The following is a 17,560-nucleotide window of genomic DNA, read 5'->3' on the forward strand; positions in this document are numbered from 1 at the left end:
AATTATTAATAAGGGATTTAGATGAAAAGACCCGCCATGCTGGGCCTGTTCGCCCAGCCGCCGCGACTGTTGAACGTGGTTCTGGCGCTGGCGCCATTTGTGATATTGATCGCGACCTATCTCATTGCTTCCGATATCCGCCTGGCTGATAACCCCAGCGACAAACTGCTGCCCAGCCTGCAACAGATGGGGGACGCTATTCACCGACTCGCTTTTGAGCCGGACCGGCGCAGTGGCGATTACGTGTTCTGGGCCGATACGCTGGCCAGTCTGCAACGTCTGGCGATAGGGCTGGCGCTCTCCACCCTGGTGGCGTTGATCATTGGCCTCAACATGGGGGCGTTCAATGGCCTCTATTCCCTGGGTAACCCCATTCTTACCTTTATTGCGATGATTCCTCCATTGGCGCTGCTGCCGATATTGTTCATTTCCCTGGGCATTGGCGAGCTGGGTAAGGTCGCGCTTATTTTTATCGGGGTTTTTCCCATTATGACCCGGGACATGGCGCTGTCCGTGCGCAGCTTTCCTCGCGAACAGGTGGTGAAAGCCAAAACTCTGGGCGCTTCCGATCTGGCGGTGGTTTACAAAATACTGCTGCCACAAATGATGCCGCGCCTGATCACAGCGTTACGTCTGAGCATCGGCTCCGCATGGCTGTTTCTCATCGCCTCTGAAGCCATTGCGGCGACGGAAGGGCTGGGATACCGCATCTTTCTGGTGCGGCGCTATCTGAGCATGGATGTGATCATTCCCTATGTTATTTGGATCACTTTACTGGGCTTTTTGATGGACTGGGCGCTGCGTTTGATATTGAAGTGGCGTTACAAGTGGTACGAACAATAGCGGGAATCGAGCGGGACCCGCGTTTGCGGACTACCCTGATTGAATGCGGACATAGCGGAACGGACCGGCGCAGACCGGCGACGCTTGAATCTTAGGATTGGAAACGATGCAGCCATTGCTTCACATAGAAGACGTATACAAGCAGTACGGTGACAAACAGGTGCTCGACAATATTGATTTGTCGGTGCGCAAAGGCGAGTTCTGTACCGTGGTCGGCCCCAGCGGATGTGGCAAGTCCACACTGTTGCGACTCATCCTCGGACAGGAGCAGCCGACTGCCGGCAAAGTGGAGATCGCCGGGGAGCCGGCGCTGTTGCCGGACCTCAGTCGCGGCATTGTGTATCAACGTTACTCCCTGTTTCCCAATCGCACCGTGCTGGAAAACGTCATGCTGGGCAAGACGTTGACGCAGGGGCAATGGTGGAACCCCTGGTACCGCAACAAGGCCCACGAAGAAGAGGCCATGGCGATGCTGGCCCAGGTGCGACTGACGGATGCTGCGCGCAAGTATCCTCATGAACTGTCCGGCGGCATGCAGCAGCGGGTGGCTATCGCCCAGGCGCTGATCATGAAACCCCCCATTCTGCTGATGGACGAACCCTTCGGCGCTCTGGACCCGGACACCCGCGCGGACCTGCAGGTGCATCTGTTGGAACTGTGGGAAAAGGAACAACTGACGGTGTTCTTCGTGACTCACGACATGCATGAGGCCTGTTTGCTGGGGACGCGACTGCTGGTGTTGTCCCAGTATTACTCCGATGACCGGGGCGATCGTCACTTCGCCGGCCGGGGCGGCAAAATTGTCGCGGATCACCCGCTGCCGAAGGTGGCCACCAGCCGAGAGGTCATGCACACGGACGCCTTCAAAGAATTAATAGAACAAGTGAAGCAGGAAGGGTTTGACCCTGAATATCTGCAACACGTCAAAGATTTCAACCTCAAACATCCGGACTCATTCCAAACCTTGCTGGATGCGGAATATCGACGGTAAGTTATAAGGAATCCATTATGGTTAAACGCTCTCTTATTTCGGTACTGGCGCTGCTGGCCACCGCCTTCAGCGTGCTTTCCCACGCCAAGCCCGCCTATGTTGACTACAAGCCGATCAGTGAAGTAGTCAAGCTCAATGTCGGCGAAGTGAACACCCGCAGCCTCAGTGCGCCGGTCATTACCTGGGGTGGCGATATCGCCACGCTGCTGGCCAATGGCAATCAGACGCAAACCGCGAAAGGCTCTATCTTCGACAAGAAAGGCCTGCAACTGAAACTGTACCGGGAAGACGCCTTCGTCAATCAGGTCAAAAGCTATGTGGCCGGCGAAACGCCGTTTTTGCGCGGCACGGTAGGCATGATCAGCGCGGCGGCGGAACTGCTGAATAAAGACCCGCGTACGCAGCCAGTGGTCATTTATCAACTGACCTGGTCTTCCGGCGGCGATGCATTGGTGGTGAAGTCCAATATCCGTAACGCCAAGGACCTGAAAGGCAAAACTATCGCAATTCAGGCATACGGCCCGCATGTGGATTACGCCGCCCGGATTCTGAAAGACGCAGGCTTGAGCTTCAAAGACGTCACGGTTCGCTGGTTGCCGGATCTTACTGGCACCAATAATGCGCCCATGGCGGCATTTTACGAGCAGGACGTGGACGCAGCGTTCGTCATCATCCCTGACGCATTGGCGCTGACCTCCGGCGGCAATGTTGGCTCTGGCTCTGAAGATTCGGTAAAAGGCGCGCGCATTCTGTTGTCCACCCGTACTGCGGACAAAGTTATCGCCGACGTCTACGCGGTAAGAAAGGACTATTTCGACGCCCATCGCAGCGAAGTGGAAGCCTTTGTCGCCGGGCTCCTCGAGGGCGAAGAGGCGTTGGGCAAGCTGTTCCAGAATAAAACCAAGGACGTTAAACCTTACCGGACTATGCTGGCGGCGGCGGGCAAACTGCTGCTGGACAGCGAAGAAGCCACCGCTGACGTGGAAGGCCTGTTCGCGGACGCGACCTTCGTCGGTCTGCAAGGCAACAAGCAATTCTTTACCGACAGCAACTATCCCCGTCGCTTCGACGCCCTGAGCAGCGAAGTACAAACCGGTCTGCAACAGGCCGGCATTCTGAGCAAGCCGGCGATGCTGGCGAAAGCGGCGTTCGACTATGGATTCCTGGGCGCGGCGGTCAATGTTAAAGCGGAAGCAGCCAAGCCCCGCTTCGACGAAGAGAAGGTGGCGCAGCTGGTGAATCAGCGTCAGCAGCAACAGAGTCTGGCTGAAGGTGAGCTGTTCTCTTTCGAAGTGTTCTTCCAGCCTAATCAGAAGTCTTTCTCTATCGACCTGTATCAGGACTCTTTCGACAAAGTGGTCGAGCTGGCCAGCACTTACGGCGGCGCCATTATCACCGTGGAAGGCAACTCCGACCCGATGGAATACCTGCGCGCCAAGAAGAAAGGCGAGCAGGCGGTTGTGCTGGGACGCATCAAACAGTCCGCCCGGAACCTGAGCCTGGCCCGTGCGCAGGAAGTGCGCGACAACATCATTCAATATGCGGCGGGCAAGAACATCAGTCTGGACCCATCTCAGTTCGCGGTGGTGGGCAACGGCATCGCCAACCCGAAAACCGGTATTTGCGGCGCGGAGCCCTGTGCGCCGAAAAACCAGCAGGAATGGCGTTCGAACATGCGGGTGGAATTCCGCATTATTCAGGTTGAAGCTGAATCCGACGTATTCATGCCGTTGTAAGGGGACATGCGATGTTGAAGAAATTTTCAGTCTGTATCGCCCTGGCGGCGCTGGCGGGGTGCGATAGCTCCTCCTCGCCGGCCTCGTCCTCCGCCCCTGCGGCGACCGCGGAGACGAAGCCTGCGCAGGCGGCGAAACCTACCGCGCTTTACGCCATGCGCCCGGCGGATAACCTTTGGCCGGCGACGCGGGAGCAAAGCGAATTGAGCGACAACCTGCTGGCGAAGAACTACTACATTGTGTTCGACGGCTCCGGCAGTATGGACAATACCGATTGCGGCGACGGCAAGCGCAAGCTGGATGTGGCTAAAACCGCGGTGAAAAAGTTCGTCGAGCAGCTGCCGGCTGACGCCAATGTGGGGGTTTACGCCTTTGACGGCCAGGGCGTTGGCGAACGCACCCATCTCGCCACACAGAATCGTCCGGTCGTAAAACAGATGATCGACCAGTTGGTCGCCGGCGGCGGTACGCCGCTGTCCGCGGGCCTGGAGGACGGCCAAGCCGCGTTGACTACACAGGCGGGCAAGCAACTGGGCTATGGCGAATATCACCTGGTGATCATCACGGACGGATTGGCCAGCCGTGGTTATGAAACCGATGGGGCGGTGCAGTCCATTCTGCAGAATACGCCGATCAACATTCATACCATTGGTTTCTGTATTGGCGACGATCACTCCCTACATCAGCCAGGGTTGACCTTTTACCGCTCTGCGAGCGACCCGGACAGTCTGATGGCGGGGCTGAATGAAGTATTGGCCGAAGCGCCGGACTTCACGCTCCTGGAATTTCAACAATAGAACGCAAGGCGACCTCAGGCAGTAGAGACTGGATGCATGAAAGCGCACGTTAAGATCGTAATCATCCTGCTGTTGGGCGGGCTGCTGGTGATGGCGGGAGTCAAAATATTCCTGCTGCAATCCCAGGAGGACCGCCAACTGCAGACCACAGACGCCAAGAACACCAAGGGAACCATTCGCCTGGCCAGGGATAGCTGGGTGGGCTACTTCCCCTTGTGTTCGCCGGAAATGAATGCGCGCCTGCGCCGCCAGGGCTATCTGCTCGAATGCGTGGATGATCAGGCCGACTATCAGGACCGCTTCAAGCGTCTGAGCAAAGGCGAGTACACCTTTATCGTCGCCACGGTGGACAGTTATGTCCAGAACGGAGCGGCCGTGAATTATCCCGGTCCCATCATCTCGGTGATCGACGAGAGCAAAGGCGGTGACGCCATTGTGGCGCGTCAGTCCAAAGTGGCGGGCATTGAGGATTTACGAACCGCAAACGGCGTCAGAGTGGCGTTTACGCCCAACTCGCCCAGCGAGCATCTGTTAAGGGCGATCCGCAGCCATTTTGACCTGACCGCGCTGAATCAGTCGACCTCCTGGAAAATGCCGACCAACGGCTCGGGCGAAGCGCTGGACGCGCTGCTCAAAGGGCAGGCGGACGTGGCGGTGGTGTGGGAGCCGGAAGTGACCCGGGCCTTGTCCAACGATGGCATTGTGCGTCTGCTGGGCACCGAGGACACCCAGAAGCTGATTGTGGATGTGCTGGTGGCCAACGCCACGGTGCTGCGCAAGGACCCGGAAATGGTGTCAGTGTTCCTGAAAGCGTATTACCAGACGCTGCAGCACTATCGTCGCAACCAGGATGAGCTGGTGAAAGCGCTGCGTGACGAATACGGCCTCGACGCCAAACAGTCCAAAGAACTGCTGAGCGGCGTAGAGTGGAAGAGTCTCACCGAAAATGCGGAAGACTGGTTTGGCGTTGGACGCCGCAACGCCGGTCGTGAGTATCTAGTGGACACCATTGAGTCCGCGGTCGGCATTCTGCTCGACGACAAAGTGTTCAGCCGTAATCCCATACCGAACAACGACCCTTATCGACTGCTCACCAGCGCCCCCATTAAAGAGCTTTACGACACCCTGGCCACGGGTGAGTTCGCCGGCGAAAGCAGCTCTGCGGAGAAAGCGCGTTTTCGCGCGCTGGCCGCGTCGGAGTGGGAACGCCTGCGGGAGTTCGGCGCGCTGAAAGTGCGTCCGATTATCTTCGCCAGCGGAACGTCGGAGCTGACGCTGGAAGGCAAGCGCGAAGTGGATTTGTTGATGGAAAACCTGCAGCACTACCCGAACTTCCGCGTGGAGATTCGCGGGCATACTGGCGTCAGGGGCGATGCGGAAGCAAACAAACGGCTTTCCCTGGACCGCGCCGAAGCGGTGTATCGCTATATCGAAGTCACCTATGAAATCGATCCGAACCGGTTCCGATTTGTTGGTTTTGGCGGTGAAAAACCACTGCCGCAACTGCCGAACGAATCGTTGCGCGCCTACAACTACCGCCTGCCGCGGGTGGAAATCGTTTTGGTGAGTGGGGAAATCTAGGTATGACCTTTGACACCAAAGCGATCAAACCCGCCAAAATCAAAGCGGAGACGCTGAAAACCTCGCTGACCCAGCCGGTGACGCTATATCCCGCTTTGGTCGGCTTTCTGGGCGGCGCCGCGACCATGCTTTTTGGTGTGGGCGGCGCAACGCTGGGCGCCTTGGTAGGCGGCGCCGTATTGGCGCTGGGCGGCTGGTCCTGGGAGTACTTCGCCAAAGGCGGAACTCACGCCAATCGCTACATTGAGCGATATCGCAAAGCGCTGGAGGCGCAGCGCAAACAGGCCATCGCTCACCTTAATACGGAGTTGTCTAAACTGAATGCGGATGACGCCATTCAACAGCTGCAGTTATTTCAGAAGAAGTTTGAGATCTTCAATCAGGTGCTCAATCGTAAACTCCAGTCCACGGAACTGACCTATAACCGCTATCTGGCGATGGCGGAGCAGGTGTATCTGAATGGCCTGGATAACCTGGAAGGCGTCTCTCTGTCCCTGCAGTCAGTCAGCGCGATTGACCGGATCGCTATCGAGAGCAAGCTGCAGCGCATGGATGGCGTTGACTCAGCGGAAGCGGAAAGAACCCGCGAGCAGCTCCGCGGTCGTTTGCATTTGTTCGATGAGCAAATGCAGCGTGTGCGCTCCCTTTATGCAGAAAACGAGGAAGCGTTGACCAAACTGGATCAGGTCAGCGCCCGTCTCGCCAATACGGATTTCAGTAGCGGTCGCGCCGCCATGGATATGGAGCAAGCGATCAAGGAACTGACCACACTAATTGAAAACTCGCAGCAATATGCGCAAAAAAAGTGATGAGGAATAACCATTGAGCAATTTAATCCTGACCGAGAAAGAGAAAATAGAGAAGCAGGTCATTGCGGAAACCTCCAAATCTGAAGAGGTTGATCCCAAGCTGCAAGCGCAGGCTGACGAGCTGGTGGATAAATTGGTCGGCATCGATCTTCGCAATCTGGACCAGCGCGACGCTCAGGCCCGCGCCGTGGCCAATCTGGGTGAAACTGTGACGCGTAATATGGCGCAGCAAAGCGCAATGCTGAAACAGCCCATGGCCAATCTGCTGCGTGACGCTCAGGACGGCGGCCCGGTGGCGCAAGGCCTGCTGACGTTACAGGAGCAGGTGACCGACATCAATCCGAACCGGGTTGATTTCAACATGGGCGGCTTTCGTCGACTGCTGTCGATGATCCCAGGCGTGGGCACGCCTCTGGCGCGCTGGTTCGCGCGTTATCAAAGCGTTGAAGGCGTGATTCAGGACATCGTGGCGACCCTGAAAGACGGCAAGTCGCAACTGGAGCGGGATAACGTCACCTTGCGCAACGATCAGAAGCGTATGCGTGAACTGACCTTCCTGCTGCAGGACTACATCAAGCTGGGACAGTTGCTGGACAGACAGCTGACTTCTCAGGTGGAGCGCCAGGAAGATGAGGAGAAGCGTAAGTTTCTGGAAGAGGAAGTGCTGTTCCCGTTACGCCAGCGCATTATCGACCTGCAGCAAATGCTGGCGGTGAACCAGCAAGGCGTGTTGTCCACAGAAGTGATCATCCGCAACAACCAGGAATTGGTGCGCGGCGTTGATCGCGCCTGCAACGTGACTGTGACTGCGTTGTCCACGGCTTCCACGCTGGCGCTGGCGTTACAGGCGCAGAAGAAGGTGCTGAAAGGCGTGCAGGCGGTGACTCAAACCACCAACGATCTGATTGCCGAAACCGCCAGCACATTGCGCACTCAGGGCGTGGAGATTCAAAAGCAGGCTTCTCAGGCGCAGCTGGACATCAATACGTTGAAGAAAGCCTTTACCGATGTGCAGGCCGCTCTGGAAGAACTCAGCAGCTTCCGTCGCAACGCCCTGCCCAAGATGGCGCAGTCTATTGTGGATATGGATGACCTGAGCGGCAAAATGGAGAAATCCATCCAGAAAATGGAAGGAGCGGAAGAAGCCCGCGTTTCCCTGGAAGACGCCATTGAAATTATTGATATCAATAAAGAATAACCGGCTGTCCGTTACTGACGACGGACGCAATACTTTGCAACAAGGAAAAAGATTTATGGTACGAAGCATAACCTCCATCATGATGTGCCTGGCGGTGTCCGCCTCCGCTTCAGCGGCGGATAAGTTCAAACTGGCCTGGTCCCATTACACTGGCTGGGAGCCCTGGGGCTACGCAGCGGATCAGGGCATCGTCAAGAAGTGGGCGGACAAGTACGGCATTGAAATTGAAGTGCAGTTGATCAATGACTACGTCGAGTCCATCAACCTTTATACCGCCAGCGACTTTGACGCGGTCACCGCGACTAATATGGACGCACTGACGATTCCTTCCGTCAGCGGCGTGGACACGCAGGCGATTATCGTCGGCGACTATTCCAACGGCAACGACGGTATCGTCGTGAAAGGCGCGCACAGCGTGGCGGAGTTGAAAGGTCGGGAAATCAACTTGGTGGAGTTTTCCGTATCCCATTACATGCTGGCGCGTGCACTGGATAAAAACGGGATGTCTGAAAGAGACGTCACGGTAGTGAATACCTCTGATGCGGACATCGCCAGCGCCTTTATCTCCAGCTCCAAAGGCGCGGTGGTGACCTGGAATCCGCCTTTGCAGCAGGCGCGTAACGCCAAGGGCGCGCAGATGATTTTTGACTCGTCCATGATTCCAGGTGAAATTCTGGATATCACATTTGTGAAGACAGACGCGGATGAGCGTTTCAAGAAAGCCCTTACCGGCGCTTGGTATGAAACCATGGCGACCATAAGCGGCGGCGCCGGCAGCAAAGAAGCGATCGAGTATATGGCGGAAGCCACTGGCGCCACGGTGCCTGAGTTTAAAGCTCAGCTGCGCACCACCGCGATGTTCTACACGCCAGCCGAAGCCCGCGACTACACCAAGTCCGACGCGATTGAGAAGACCATGGAGTACGTGCGTCAGTTCAGCTTTGACAAAGGTTTGTTTGGCGCTACCGCGCAGTCGGCTGACTTTGTCGGCATTCAGTTCGATAACGGCAAAGTGCTGGGTGACGAGAAAAACGTCAAGCTGCGCTTTACCAGTAAATATATGGACATGGCCGCACAGGGTTCCCTGTAACAGGCTTTTTGTCCTAGCGGGCGGGAAAGGCGATATCCCGCCCGTGCAGGCTTCAGTTTGCAGCTTTGAGTCGGTGGAATTGAAACCGGTTGGAAGGGGGATGGTGGAGCCTTGCAATTTAAAGTTAATGCTGTAAACATCGTTCGGTCGCAAGTGACGGCGACCGGCGAATAACGCCCGATCCTGTGTGCGCCTGATGGCGTGTAGCAGTATGACGTCAGGAGGCCAGGACATTTTTCGTCATGAAGCAATGTAAGCAATAAAGGTGAATTCCAATGCTTTTTTCCAAGCTCCTGGGAGAAGTTAGCGACTCAGTATGCGATGTAGAAATCGCCGAGGACTGGTCCCAAGGTCGCTCGACCTTTGGAGGGCTGGTAGCGGCGTTTATCTACGAAGCCATGCGCCAGTCACTCTCCGAGGATCGCCCACTGCGTGAATTTAATATCTCGTTCGTCTCCCCCGTCGCCCCTACTAAATTGACCGTCGCCAGCGAGTTATTGCGCGAAGGCGGTTCAGTCAGCCAGGTGTTGGGCCGCGCTATTCAACAAGGGGAAGTGAAAGCCACGGCTTTCGCCAGTTTCGGCAAGGCGCGGGACACCATCATCAATGCGTCCGGGGAAGCGACGCCAGAAGCGAAGGCCCCTGATCAGTGTATTGAAATGCCCTACATTAAAGGCGTCACGCCCGAGTTTACCCAGCATTTCAACTACTACTACGCCTATGGCAACCTGCCGTTCTCCGGCGTGCAGTCGAGAGAAATGGGTGGCTGGGTGCGCTTCCGCCAGCCGGAACCAGCGATGACTCTGGGGCACATTCTTGGATTGGTGGACGCCTGGCCGCCAGCGACCTTGCCTTGGGTGAAAGCGCCGGCTCCCGCCAGCACGCTGACCTGGTCTATTCAGTTCCCGCAGCCAACGCCATCAATTCAGCCGGATGAGCTGTGTCTGTATAAGGCATACGTTGAGCACGCTTCGGAAGGGTATGCTTATACCCGCTCCAAGTTGTGGAACGCCAAAGGCGAGTTGGTGGCGCTCAGCCAGCAGACCGTAACGGTATTCGGCTAAGCCGTACAGAGCGAGCCATAGGGCTCGCTCTACAAGGAAAACAGATCAATCTGCCTGGATGCCCCTGGCGGGGTGAACAGGTCTGTGCGCAGTGGAGAGTCCCGTCGTAGATTAAGTCCATTGCGCTTGGCGGCGATACTAAAGCGTTGCTCGATCAGGCGGGCGAAGTGTCCCACGCCGCTTTGGCGAGTGCGGAAATCAGACTGATACAGCTCGCCATTTCTGCACTCTCTCAGCAAGTTGAGCGCCTTCTCCTTGCGCAGCGGATAGTGCTGCTGCAGCCAGTTTTCGTAAAGCTCCTTTAACTGATGAGGCAATCGCAACAGGATATAGCCGGCATTGAGTGCGCCGGCGTTGGCGCATTGGGTAACGATATCTTCAATTTCCGGATCGTTGATGCCGGGGATCACCGGAGCCACCATGACGCCAACGGGGATGCCTTCCCGGCGCAAGGTCTCTATCGCTTTGAGACGCGCTTTGGGACTCGCCGCGCGGGGTTCCAGGATATTTTTCAGTTTCACGTCCATGGTGGTGACGCTGATCATGACTTTGACCAGATTCTGAAACGCCAGCTCCCGCAATAGATCAATATCGCGCAGTATGAGGTTGCTCTTGGTGATCAGTGTAACCGGGTGCTTGGTATCCACCATGACATTGAGCAGACTGCGGGTGATTTTTAGTTGCCTTTCGGAGGGCTGATATGGGTCGGTGTTGCCGCCGATAGCAATGGTTTCGCAGCGGTAATTGCGCTGATCCAGAAAGACCCGCAGCTTTTCCGCTGCATTGGTTTTGCAGTAGATCTTGGTTTCAAAGTCGAGGCCCAGCGACAGATCCAGGTACTCATGACTGGGGCGGGCGTAGCAGTAGACGCATCCATGTTCACATCCCTGATAGGGATTGATGGAGTAAGTGAAGGGAATATCGGGGGAATTATTCTTGCTGACAATGGACTGACAGCTTTGCTGGATATATTCCGTTTGCGGGTGCTTCTGATAAGCTTCGTCGTGGACTTCGCTCCACGCGGCGATTTCAGCGGGATCGCTCTCGCTGCGTTGCGGGTGAAAACGATTGTGTGGATTGGTCCCGGTTCCACGCCCTTTGCTTGCTTCGCCGTATTGCATAACCTGCCTCCAAAATACTGTTTAAATGTACAGTATTTTGTTTGGGGACGGCAACAGGAATTTTCTGCGGTATGTTCGGATCGTAATTTCGGGCTCAAACATAAATGATTGTAAGCTTTCGCGTATGATGTTAAATACGCTTTTGCTTCAGTGGGTTAGGAAGAAATGGTGATTTAATGCGTTGGGGATTGTGTCTTTTGTTACTCGGGGCGACGATGGTTTTCGCCGAAGAAAACGAGACGCCTATATTGGCGTGCTATGAGCTGGAGGATGTACAGCAACGCCTGATTTGTTATGACAGCGTAGCCAAATCCCTGGGCAAGGAAGACGATCCCCAAACGGGCGCGGTAGAGGAGCAGAATGATGACCCCCTAGGCGATATCCGGCAACCCAGCGATATCGATAAGCGCCTGGAGTTTGAAACGACTTTCTCCGACAACCGATTCCTCATTATCCCTCACAAGCCCAACTATCTGCTGTTGTATTCCTATGTGGACGACCCCAACGAGATGCCATACAGCCCGACCAGAGAGCCTAGTATGGACCTGGAGAGTCAAAAGCACTCGGAGACTAAGTTCCAGATTAGTTTCAAAGTGCAATTGGCGCGTAACTTTATCCCCGAGCCCATGAGCCTCTGGTTTGCCTATACTCAGGTCTCTTTCTGGCAGTTGTATAACCAGTCACTGTCCGCGCCTTTTCGGGAAACCAATTACGAGCCCGAGCTGATTTTTTTGTTCCGTAATAACCTGAGCCTGTTTGGCTACACCTCTGAGCACTATGTGCTGGGATTGAGTCATCAGTCGAATGGGCGCACCGAGCCGACGTCGCGAAGCTGGAACCGCATCTATACGGCGTTCCTGTTCAATCAGGGAAGTATGACTTTCAGCGTTAAACCCTGGTGGCGACTGCCGGAAAGCGGGGATGACGACGACAACCCCGATATTCACAACTATATGGGGTACGCAGAGTTTGGGGCGACCTATAAGCATAATGAGAACGTGGCCAGTATGCGCCTGTTCAACAACTTCCGCCGCAATGACAACCACACCACGGTGCAACTGTCCTACAGCTTCCCCTTGCAGGGGCGTTTGAAGGGATATATCGAGTATTACGATGGCTATGGCGAGAGTCTGATCGACTATAACCACCGCACGCAAAGGATTGGCTTTGGGGTGTTGCTCACAGACTGGTATTAAACTAAATGTCTGACGAGTCCGCCGGCCCGACGCCATCGCGCCGGCGAGTTTTTTTAATTATTTTGCTTTTGCTTAATTTTCAATAACAAAATACCAACGCGGCTTAAACAGCTTAAATTCCCTCGAAAATTAGAATGGCTCCATACAGATGTGATGGAGAAAGTGGGAATGAAGCAGAAAGTGGTCGCCGCTCATCCTTTAATTGAACAATATATCACGCCACTGTTTATCGCATTTATCGCCGCCTGCATGCTCGGCCTTGTCGTCAGCGCTTGGCGTTTTGGAGGGATGCAGAGCCTGTTTAATGCTCAAACAAGTCACGGGCAGTTACTGCCAGACGCCGACGCTTTGCACGCTGCTTACTATTCTAATGCTGATCCGATTCACGATGCGGATCGCTTTCCGGGTCATGTGCCTCAATACGCTTACGCCAAAGAAGTGCGCAAGGTGGCGGTAGAGCTGGATATGGAAGAACGTCTGCTATACGCCGTCGCCAGAACGGAATCCAGTTTGCGGTCAGACGTGCGTAGCGACAGGGGCGCTATGGGCCTGATGCAGGTGGTGGCGGGAGCGGGTGGCCGTGAAGCCTACAAGCGTCTGTACAAAAAGTCGCGAAACCCTACGGAAAAGGAACTGGCTGACCCTTATACCAATCTCAAGCTGGGCGGCGCTTATCTGAAAATTCTGAGACACCGCTACTTTGGTCAGGTCGAAGATCGGACGGTGCAGACCATGCTGGTGCTGGCGGCCTACAACTGGGGGCCGAGCAATGTACGACGGAAAATCGTCGGAAAATTCCCAGTACAAACTCGTGAGCAAGTGTTAAAAGCGCTGCAGCAGGACGCGCCCACAGAGACATATCAGTACGTCAGAAAAGTGATGCGTTATATGGATGAGTTCGCCAAGCTTTCCGGTCGGCCCGCGTAGGCTTATTGTTTTTAGTCGCCTGCGGTGACTCGGGTTTCCAGCCTGTGGAAAGTAGCGTTAGGGATGAGCGAATAAGCTCTTATTATGAATGAGAGGGCGGATAAATCCGGCTACTGCTTTTTCTTGATGGTTCTTACTGCGGCGATAATGCTCGCCAAAACAATACTGGCGCTTAAGTAGTAAGGCGCCGCCTGCCAATGTCCTGAAATGAGATAATCCATCGCCATCATCACCAGGAACGCGCTCATGCAAAATGGAAACAGGAACGGGGCCAGTTTGGCTCCGAGCACTGGAAATTTTGCTGGAAGCTGCGGAGCGGAAGGCTTGGCTGCGGCCAACTGCTCTTTCTGTTGAACGAAAATTTTGAATAACAAGTTAGCCTCCTTTGTTAAATGGAGTGAGGCGATCTTAGTGATTGCAGACCTTGCTCAAAATGCGTACAAGCCGCTACGTAGCAATGCGAATTTGACTTTATCTTGGGCCAGACCTTGCGTAGAGTACGGGTTTTGACAAATTCGAATGACGAGCTGAGCGAGCATTTAAGAATCTATGAGCATGATGTTTGAAGAGGGGATTGAGCGTCGTCCGCTAAAGGAATATACGGAAAAAGCCTACCTTGATTATTCCATGTACGTCATTCTGGATCGGGCGCTTCCCCATATCGGCGATGGCCTGAAGCCGGTGCAACGGCGCATTGTTTACGCCATGTCCGAACTTGGCCTGAGCGCCGCCTCCAAGCACAAAAAATCCGCCCGTACCGTGGGGGATGTGTTGGGTAAATTCCATCCTCATGGCGACTCCGCCTGTTATGAAGCCATGGTGTTGATGGCGCAGCCTTTTTCCTATCGTTATCCATTGATTGATGGACAAGGCAACTGGGGTTCTGCGGATGACCCCAAATCTTTCGCCGCCATGCGTTACACCGAAGCTCGTCTGGCGAAGTACGCGGAAGTGTTGTTAAGTGAAATCGGTCTGGGCACGGTGGACTGGGTTCCCAACTTTGACGGCAGCCTGGATGAGCCGGCTTTACTGCCTGCGCGTTTGCCCAATCTTCTGCTAAACGGCACCACAGGCATCGCTGTCGGCATGGCGACGGACATTCCTCCCCATAATCTGAGGGAAGTGACGCAAGCCTGTATTCACATGCTGGATCACCCGAAAGCCACAGTGGAAGACCTGTGTGAATATATAGAAGGACCGGACTTCCCGTCTGGTGGTGAAATTGTCACCTCTCGCAGCGATCTGCGTCAGATTTACGAGACGGGACGCGGCTCCGTCAAAATGCGTGCGAAATACACCAAAGAAGGTCAGGACATCGTCGTCACTGAGCTTCCGCACCAAGTGTCCGGCGCTCGCATCATGGAGCAGATCGCCCAGCAAATGCAGGCCAAAAAACTGCCCATGGTGGCGGATCTGCGGGATGAGTCCGATCATGAAAATCCGACTCGACTGGTCATTATTCCTCGCTCCAATCGCATTGACGCAGAGCCTCTGATGGCGCACTTGTTCGCCACCACAGATCTGGAAAAGAACTATCGGGTCAACCTCAACGTAGTGGGCCTGGATGGACGTCCTGCGGTGAAAGACCTGCGTGTGCTGCTGCAGGAATGGCTGACGTTCCGGACGCAGACGGTCAGACGCAGACTGGAGCATCGCTTACAGAAGGTATTGGCGCGCCTGCATATTTTGGAAGGCTTGTTGGTTGCGTTCCTGAATATCGATGAAGTCATCGCGATTATCCGCAGTGAAGACAAGCCCAAACCCGTCCTGATGGAGCGTTTTGGCTTGAGCGACGTGCAGGCCGAGTACGTTCTGGACACCAAATTACGGCAACTGGCCCGCCTGGAAGAAATGAAAATCAGGGCGGAGCAGGATGAGCTGGAAAAAGAGCGTAAGAAACTCGAAGACATCCTGGGTTCAGAAGCCAAACTGCGTAAGCTGGTTAAGACCGAACTGAAGCAGGATATGGAGACGTTTGGCGACGAGCGCCGCTCTCCCATTGTTGAGCGTAAAGAAGCGCAGGCGTTCAGTGAAACTGACTTGATCGCCTCTGAGCCAGTGACGGTGGTGTTGTCAGAGAAGGGCTGGGTGCGGGCCGCCAAAGGTCATGATATCGACGCCGAAGGCCTCAGTTACAAAGCGGGCGACAAGTTCCTCGCCGCCGCCAAGGGGCGCAGTCACCAGAATGCCATTTTTCTTGACGATACTGGACGTTCCTATTGCGTGGCGGCGCATTCATTGCCTTCCGCCAGGGGCCAGGGCGAGCCGCTTACCGGGCGAGTCAATCCGCCTTCCGGCGCGGGCTTTACCCATGTGCTGATGGGGCCGGACTCCATGAAGGTGGTGCTGGCGTCAGACGCGGGCTATGGCTTTGTGGCCAAACTGGAAGATTTGCAATCGAAAAACCGTGCTGGCAAAGCCTTGATTTCCTTGCCGAAAGGCGCGTGCGTATCGCCGCCGATTCTGTTGGAGCGGCAAAACAACCCTCACTTGGTGGCGATCAGTAATGAAGGGCGAATGCTGGTGTTTCCCGTGAGCGAACTTCCAGAGCTGGCCAAAGGCAAGGGCAACAAGATCATCGGCATCCCCAGCGCTCGTGCGCAAGCTCGTGAAGAAGTCATGAGCAATCTGGCGGTGGTGGGTGAGAAAGACACTTTGGTGCTGCACGCGGGTAAACGTTTCCTCAAACTGACTTTCGATGATTTGAGCCATTATCTGGGCGAGCGTGGTCGCCGTGGGCACAAGCTGCCCCGTGGCCTGCAACGCGTCGACCGAGTGGAAATCATCGTTGATGAAAGCGCCGAACCGGTATCCCCGGAAGGCGAGTAAATCACTTCTGCGCGCGCTCGTCCGGGCGCGCGATGTCCGCAATTATTCATAGCTAATAAGCAGTTAGATTGAGGTGGAAGACGCCGTGAGCGAAATACTACTGATTAATGTCTCTGGATATGACAAACCGGGACTGACTTCCTCGATCACCCGGATCATGGCTGAGCACGGGCTGATTATTTTGGATATCGGTCAGGCTGTTATTCACGATTATCTGACCTGGGGCATATTGGTGCAGATTCCTGACAGCGAGGAATCCGCGAATGTTTTGAAGGAGCTTCTGTTTTGCATTCACGCCTTGAACTTGCAGGTGCAGTTCAAGCCGGTATCAGAGCAGGAATACTCCGAGTGGGCGAAAGGCAAGGGCAAAGAGCGTTATATTGTCACGCTGTTGGCGCGTGAGATCACCGCAGAGCAGATTGCGCGGGTGTCTGGCATTACTGCTGACCATCATCTGAATATCGACAACATCAGCCGCTTGTCGAGCCGTCTGTCACTCTACGAAGACCGCACAAACGCCCAGGCCTGTATCGAGTTCGCCGTGCGCGGGACGCCGCAGAATCTGGATGCGTTAAAAGCGGAATTCCTGCATGTGTCGAATGACCTGAACCTGGATATCGCGTTTCAGAAAGACGATATCTATCGCCGCAATCGTCGTCTGGTGGTCTTTGATATGGACTCCACGCTGATCGAAGCGGAAGTCATCGATGAGCTGGCCAAAGAAGCGGGCGTTGGCGAGCAGGTCTCTGAAATCACTGAAATGGCCATGCGCGGCGAACTGGACTTCTCGCAAAGCTTCCGCAAACGAGTGGGGCTATTGAAAGGTCTCTCTGAGAGCGTTCTGGAAAGAGTGCAGGCGCGACTGGTGATGACGGAAGGCGCGGAAAAGCTGATTTCCCATCTGCGTATGCTGGGTTACAAGACTGCGATTCTCTCTGGCGGCTTCACTTATTTTGCCAAGGGACTCCAGGCCAAGTTGGGCATAGACTACGTTTACGCCAACGAGCTGGATATTAAAGACGGCGCAGTCACGGGTGAAGTGACCGGCAGGATTGTTGACGGTGCGCGCAAAGCGGAGCTGTTGCGGGAGATTGCGGAAAAAGAAGGCTTGCGTCTGGAGCAGGTGATTGCAGTGGGCGACGGCGCCAACGATCTGCCGATGCTGAGCGTGGCTGGACTGGGTATCGCCTTCCGCGCTAAACCTCTGGTGAAAGAATCCGCCAAGCACGCGATTTCCAATCTGGGGCTCGACAGCATTCTCTACTTGCTGGGGCTGCGGGAAAGCGACACTGCTTTGTTGGTGGGCGGCGAGTAAGCTGCTCTCCTGTCTGGTCCTGAATAGGCGCCAACTCTATTCAGGACGGGGCATCCAAAACAA

The 17,560-nt window shown here is 55.2% G+C and carries 15 protein-coding genes; 13 read left to right on the forward strand and 2 right to left on the reverse strand.

Translation table 11 applies throughout. The features are described from left to right. The first annotated feature begins 21 nt into the window (after positions 1-21). From ACQYWX_RS05970 to ACQYWX_RS06010, 9 genes are all read left to right on the forward strand, one after another. Positions 22-843, forward strand: coding sequence for an ABC transporter permease (locus ACQYWX_RS05970; protein WP_011399150.1), 822 nt, complete (start codon positions 22-24; stop codon positions 841-843). A 106-nt stretch (positions 844-949) separates the two neighbouring features. Beyond that, positions 950-1,834 carry an ABC transporter ATP-binding protein gene (locus ACQYWX_RS05975; RefSeq protein ID WP_216735132.1) on the forward strand — a complete coding sequence of 295 codons (885 nt, stop codon included), beginning with the start codon at positions 950-952 and terminating at the stop codon, positions 1,832-1,834. Between the two features lie 17 nt (positions 1,835-1,851). Next, entirely contained in the window at positions 1,852-3,570 is a 1,719-nt protein-coding gene (locus tag ACQYWX_RS05980; RefSeq protein WP_431688215.1) for an ABC transporter substrate-binding protein, read from the forward strand. A gap of 11 nt (positions 3,571-3,581) precedes the next feature. Then, positions 3,582-4,367: a vWA domain-containing protein gene (locus ACQYWX_RS05985; protein ID WP_431688216.1), complete on the forward strand. Its 786-nt coding sequence runs from the start codon at positions 3,582-3,584 to the stop codon at positions 4,365-4,367. 36 nt (positions 4,368-4,403) lie between these two features. After that, positions 4,404-5,948 (forward strand): phosphate ABC transporter substrate-binding/OmpA family protein, encoded by a 1,545-nt coding sequence (locus tag ACQYWX_RS05990; RefSeq protein ID WP_431688217.1) that lies wholly within the window; start codon positions 4,404-4,406, stop codon positions 5,946-5,948. Between the two features lie 2 nt (positions 5,949-5,950). Beyond that, positions 5,951-6,757 (forward strand): hypothetical protein, encoded by an 807-nt coding sequence (locus tag ACQYWX_RS05995; RefSeq protein ID WP_431688218.1) that lies wholly within the window; start codon positions 5,951-5,953, stop codon positions 6,755-6,757. A 13-nt stretch (positions 6,758-6,770) separates the two neighbouring features. After that, positions 6,771-7,955: a toxic anion resistance protein gene (locus tag ACQYWX_RS06000; protein ID WP_216735127.1), complete on the forward strand. Its 1,185-nt coding sequence runs from the start codon at positions 6,771-6,773 to the stop codon at positions 7,953-7,955. Positions 7,956-8,010: 55 nt separating this feature from the next. Beyond that, positions 8,011-9,045 (forward strand): putative urea ABC transporter substrate-binding protein, encoded by a 1,035-nt coding sequence (locus ACQYWX_RS06005; RefSeq protein WP_216735126.1) that lies wholly within the window; start codon positions 8,011-8,013, stop codon positions 9,043-9,045. 275 nt (positions 9,046-9,320) lie between these two features. Further along, positions 9,321-10,109, forward strand: coding sequence for an acyl-CoA thioesterase (locus ACQYWX_RS06010; protein ID WP_431688219.1), 789 nt, complete (start codon positions 9,321-9,323; stop codon positions 10,107-10,109). 29 nt (positions 10,110-10,138) lie between these two features. Here the strand turns inward: ACQYWX_RS06010 and ACQYWX_RS06015 are convergent, their stop codons facing one another. Continuing rightward, on the reverse strand, positions 10,139-11,230 hold the full coding sequence (locus ACQYWX_RS06015; protein ID WP_279507242.1) for a PA0069 family radical SAM protein: 1,092 nt from the start codon (positions 11,228-11,230) through the stop codon (positions 10,139-10,141). 215 nt (positions 11,231-11,445) lie between these two features. On the opposite strand from ACQYWX_RS06015, the gene ACQYWX_RS06020 reads away from it, so the two are divergent. Both ACQYWX_RS06020 and ACQYWX_RS06025 read left to right on the forward strand, forming a co-directional pair. Further along, entirely contained in the window at positions 11,446-12,426 is a 981-nt protein-coding gene (locus ACQYWX_RS06020; protein WP_431688220.1) for a phospholipase A, read from the forward strand. A gap of 168 nt (positions 12,427-12,594) precedes the next feature. Beyond that, positions 12,595-13,353: a transglycosylase SLT domain-containing protein gene (locus tag ACQYWX_RS06025; protein ID WP_279507241.1), complete on the forward strand. Its 759-nt coding sequence runs from the start codon at positions 12,595-12,597 to the stop codon at positions 13,351-13,353. 110 nt (positions 13,354-13,463) lie between these two features. Here the strand turns inward: ACQYWX_RS06025 and ACQYWX_RS06030 are convergent, their stop codons facing one another. Next, positions 13,464-13,727 carry a hypothetical protein gene (locus ACQYWX_RS06030; RefSeq protein ID WP_041598903.1) on the reverse strand — a complete coding sequence of 88 codons (264 nt, stop codon included), beginning with the start codon at positions 13,725-13,727 and terminating at the stop codon, positions 13,464-13,466. Positions 13,728-13,902: 175 nt separating this feature from the next. Between ACQYWX_RS06030 and parC the strand changes: the two genes are divergently transcribed. Next, positions 13,903-16,182: a DNA topoisomerase IV subunit A gene (parC, locus tag ACQYWX_RS06035; RefSeq protein ID WP_431688221.1), complete on the forward strand. Its 2,280-nt coding sequence runs from the start codon at positions 13,903-13,905 to the stop codon at positions 16,180-16,182. Between the two features lie 85 nt (positions 16,183-16,267). After that, entirely contained in the window at positions 16,268-17,497 is a 1,230-nt protein-coding gene (gene serB, locus ACQYWX_RS06040; RefSeq protein WP_216735121.1) for a phosphoserine phosphatase SerB, read from the forward strand. The last annotated feature ends 63 nt before the right edge of the window (positions 17,498-17,560 follow it).

Origin of the sequence: Hahella sp. NBU794, assembly GCF_050749805.1 — a bacterium.
Lineage (GTDB): Bacteria > Pseudomonadota > Gammaproteobacteria > Pseudomonadales > Oleiphilaceae > Hahella.

What these genes read in the sequence shown, in the direction of transcription:
- ACQYWX_RS05970 (WP_011399150.1), top strand. Translation starts at nt 22, where the DNA reads ATGAAAAGACCCGCCATGCTGGGCCTGTTCGCCCAGCCGCCGCGACTG.
- ACQYWX_RS05975 (WP_216735132.1), top strand. Translation starts at nt 950, where the DNA reads ATGCAGCCATTGCTTCACATAGAAGACGTATACAAGCAGTACGGTGAC.
- ACQYWX_RS05980 (WP_431688215.1), top strand. Translation starts at nt 1,852, where the DNA reads ATGGTTAAACGCTCTCTTATTTCGGTACTGGCGCTGCTGGCCACCGCC.
- ACQYWX_RS05985 (WP_431688216.1), top strand. Translation starts at nt 3,582, where the DNA reads ATGTTGAAGAAATTTTCAGTCTGTATCGCCCTGGCGGCGCTGGCGGGG.
- ACQYWX_RS05990 (WP_431688217.1), top strand. Translation starts at nt 4,404, where the DNA reads ATGAAAGCGCACGTTAAGATCGTAATCATCCTGCTGTTGGGCGGGCTG.
- ACQYWX_RS05995 (WP_431688218.1), top strand. Translation starts at nt 5,951, where the DNA reads ATGACCTTTGACACCAAAGCGATCAAACCCGCCAAAATCAAAGCGGAG.
- ACQYWX_RS06005 (WP_216735126.1), top strand. Translation starts at nt 8,011, where the DNA reads ATGGTACGAAGCATAACCTCCATCATGATGTGCCTGGCGGTGTCCGCC.
- ACQYWX_RS06010 (WP_431688219.1), top strand. Translation starts at nt 9,321, where the DNA reads ATGCTTTTTTCCAAGCTCCTGGGAGAAGTTAGCGACTCAGTATGCGAT.
- ACQYWX_RS06015 (WP_279507242.1), bottom strand. Translation starts at nt 11,230, where the DNA reads ATGCAATACGGCGAAGCAAGCAAAGGGCGTGGAACCGGGACCAATCCA.
- ACQYWX_RS06020 (WP_431688220.1), top strand. Translation starts at nt 11,446, where the DNA reads ATGGTTTTCGCCGAAGAAAACGAGACGCCTATATTGGCGTGCTATGAG.
- ACQYWX_RS06025 (WP_279507241.1), top strand. Translation starts at nt 12,595, where the DNA reads ATGAAGCAGAAAGTGGTCGCCGCTCATCCTTTAATTGAACAATATATC.
- parC (WP_431688221.1), top strand. Translation starts at nt 13,903, where the DNA reads ATGAGCATGATGTTTGAAGAGGGGATTGAGCGTCGTCCGCTAAAGGAA.